General features: G+C 46.7%; 1 protein-coding gene. It reads right to left on the reverse strand.

What is annotated here, in order from left to right:
- Positions 1 to 737 (reverse strand): elongation factor Tu (locus MSG36_RS23795; protein WP_248369920.1); only part of this gene is annotated, 737 nt, incomplete at both ends.

The following is a 737-nucleotide window of genomic DNA, read 5'->3' on the forward strand; positions in this document are numbered from 1 at the left end:
AAGAAAGGAGTGTGACGGCCGCCTTCGTCTTTAGAAAGTACGTATACTTCAGACTCAAACTTAGTGTGTGGGTTGATAGAACCTTTCGCAGAAAGTACTTGACCACGTTCAACGTCATCACGCTTAGTACCACGTAGAAGTGCACCAACGTTCTCACCTGCACGACCTTCGTCAAGCAGTTTACGGAACATTTCAACACCAGTACAAGTAGTAAGAGTAGTCTCTTTGATACCAACGATTTCTACTTCGTCACCTACACGTAGGATACCGCGCTCGATACGACCAGTTACAACAGTACCACGACCTTGGATTGAGAATACATCTTCAATTGGTAGTAGGAACGGTTGGTCAACTGCACGCTCTGGCTCAGGAATGTAAGAATCTAGTGCTTCTGCAAGCTCAACGATCTTGTCTTCCCACTGCTTCTCGCCGTTTAGTGCGCCAAGTGCAGAACCTTGGATAACTGGTAGGTCATCACCTGGGAAGTCGTATTCAGAAAGAAGTTCACGAACTTCCATCTCAACTAGCTCAAGTAGCTCTTCGTCATCTACCATGTCACATTTGTTCATGAATACGATGATGTAAGGGATACCAACTTGACGACCAAGTAGGATGTGCTCACGAGTTTGAGGCATAGGGCCGTCAGTCGCAGCAACAACTAGGATACCGCCGTCCATTTGTGCAGCACCAGTGATCATGTTTTTAACATAATCCGCGTGTCCTGGACAGTCTACGTG

The organism is Vibrio sp. 1CM8B (genome assembly GCF_023161685.1).
Taxonomy (GTDB): domain Bacteria; phylum Pseudomonadota; class Gammaproteobacteria; order Enterobacterales; family Vibrionaceae; genus Vibrio; species Vibrio coralliirubri.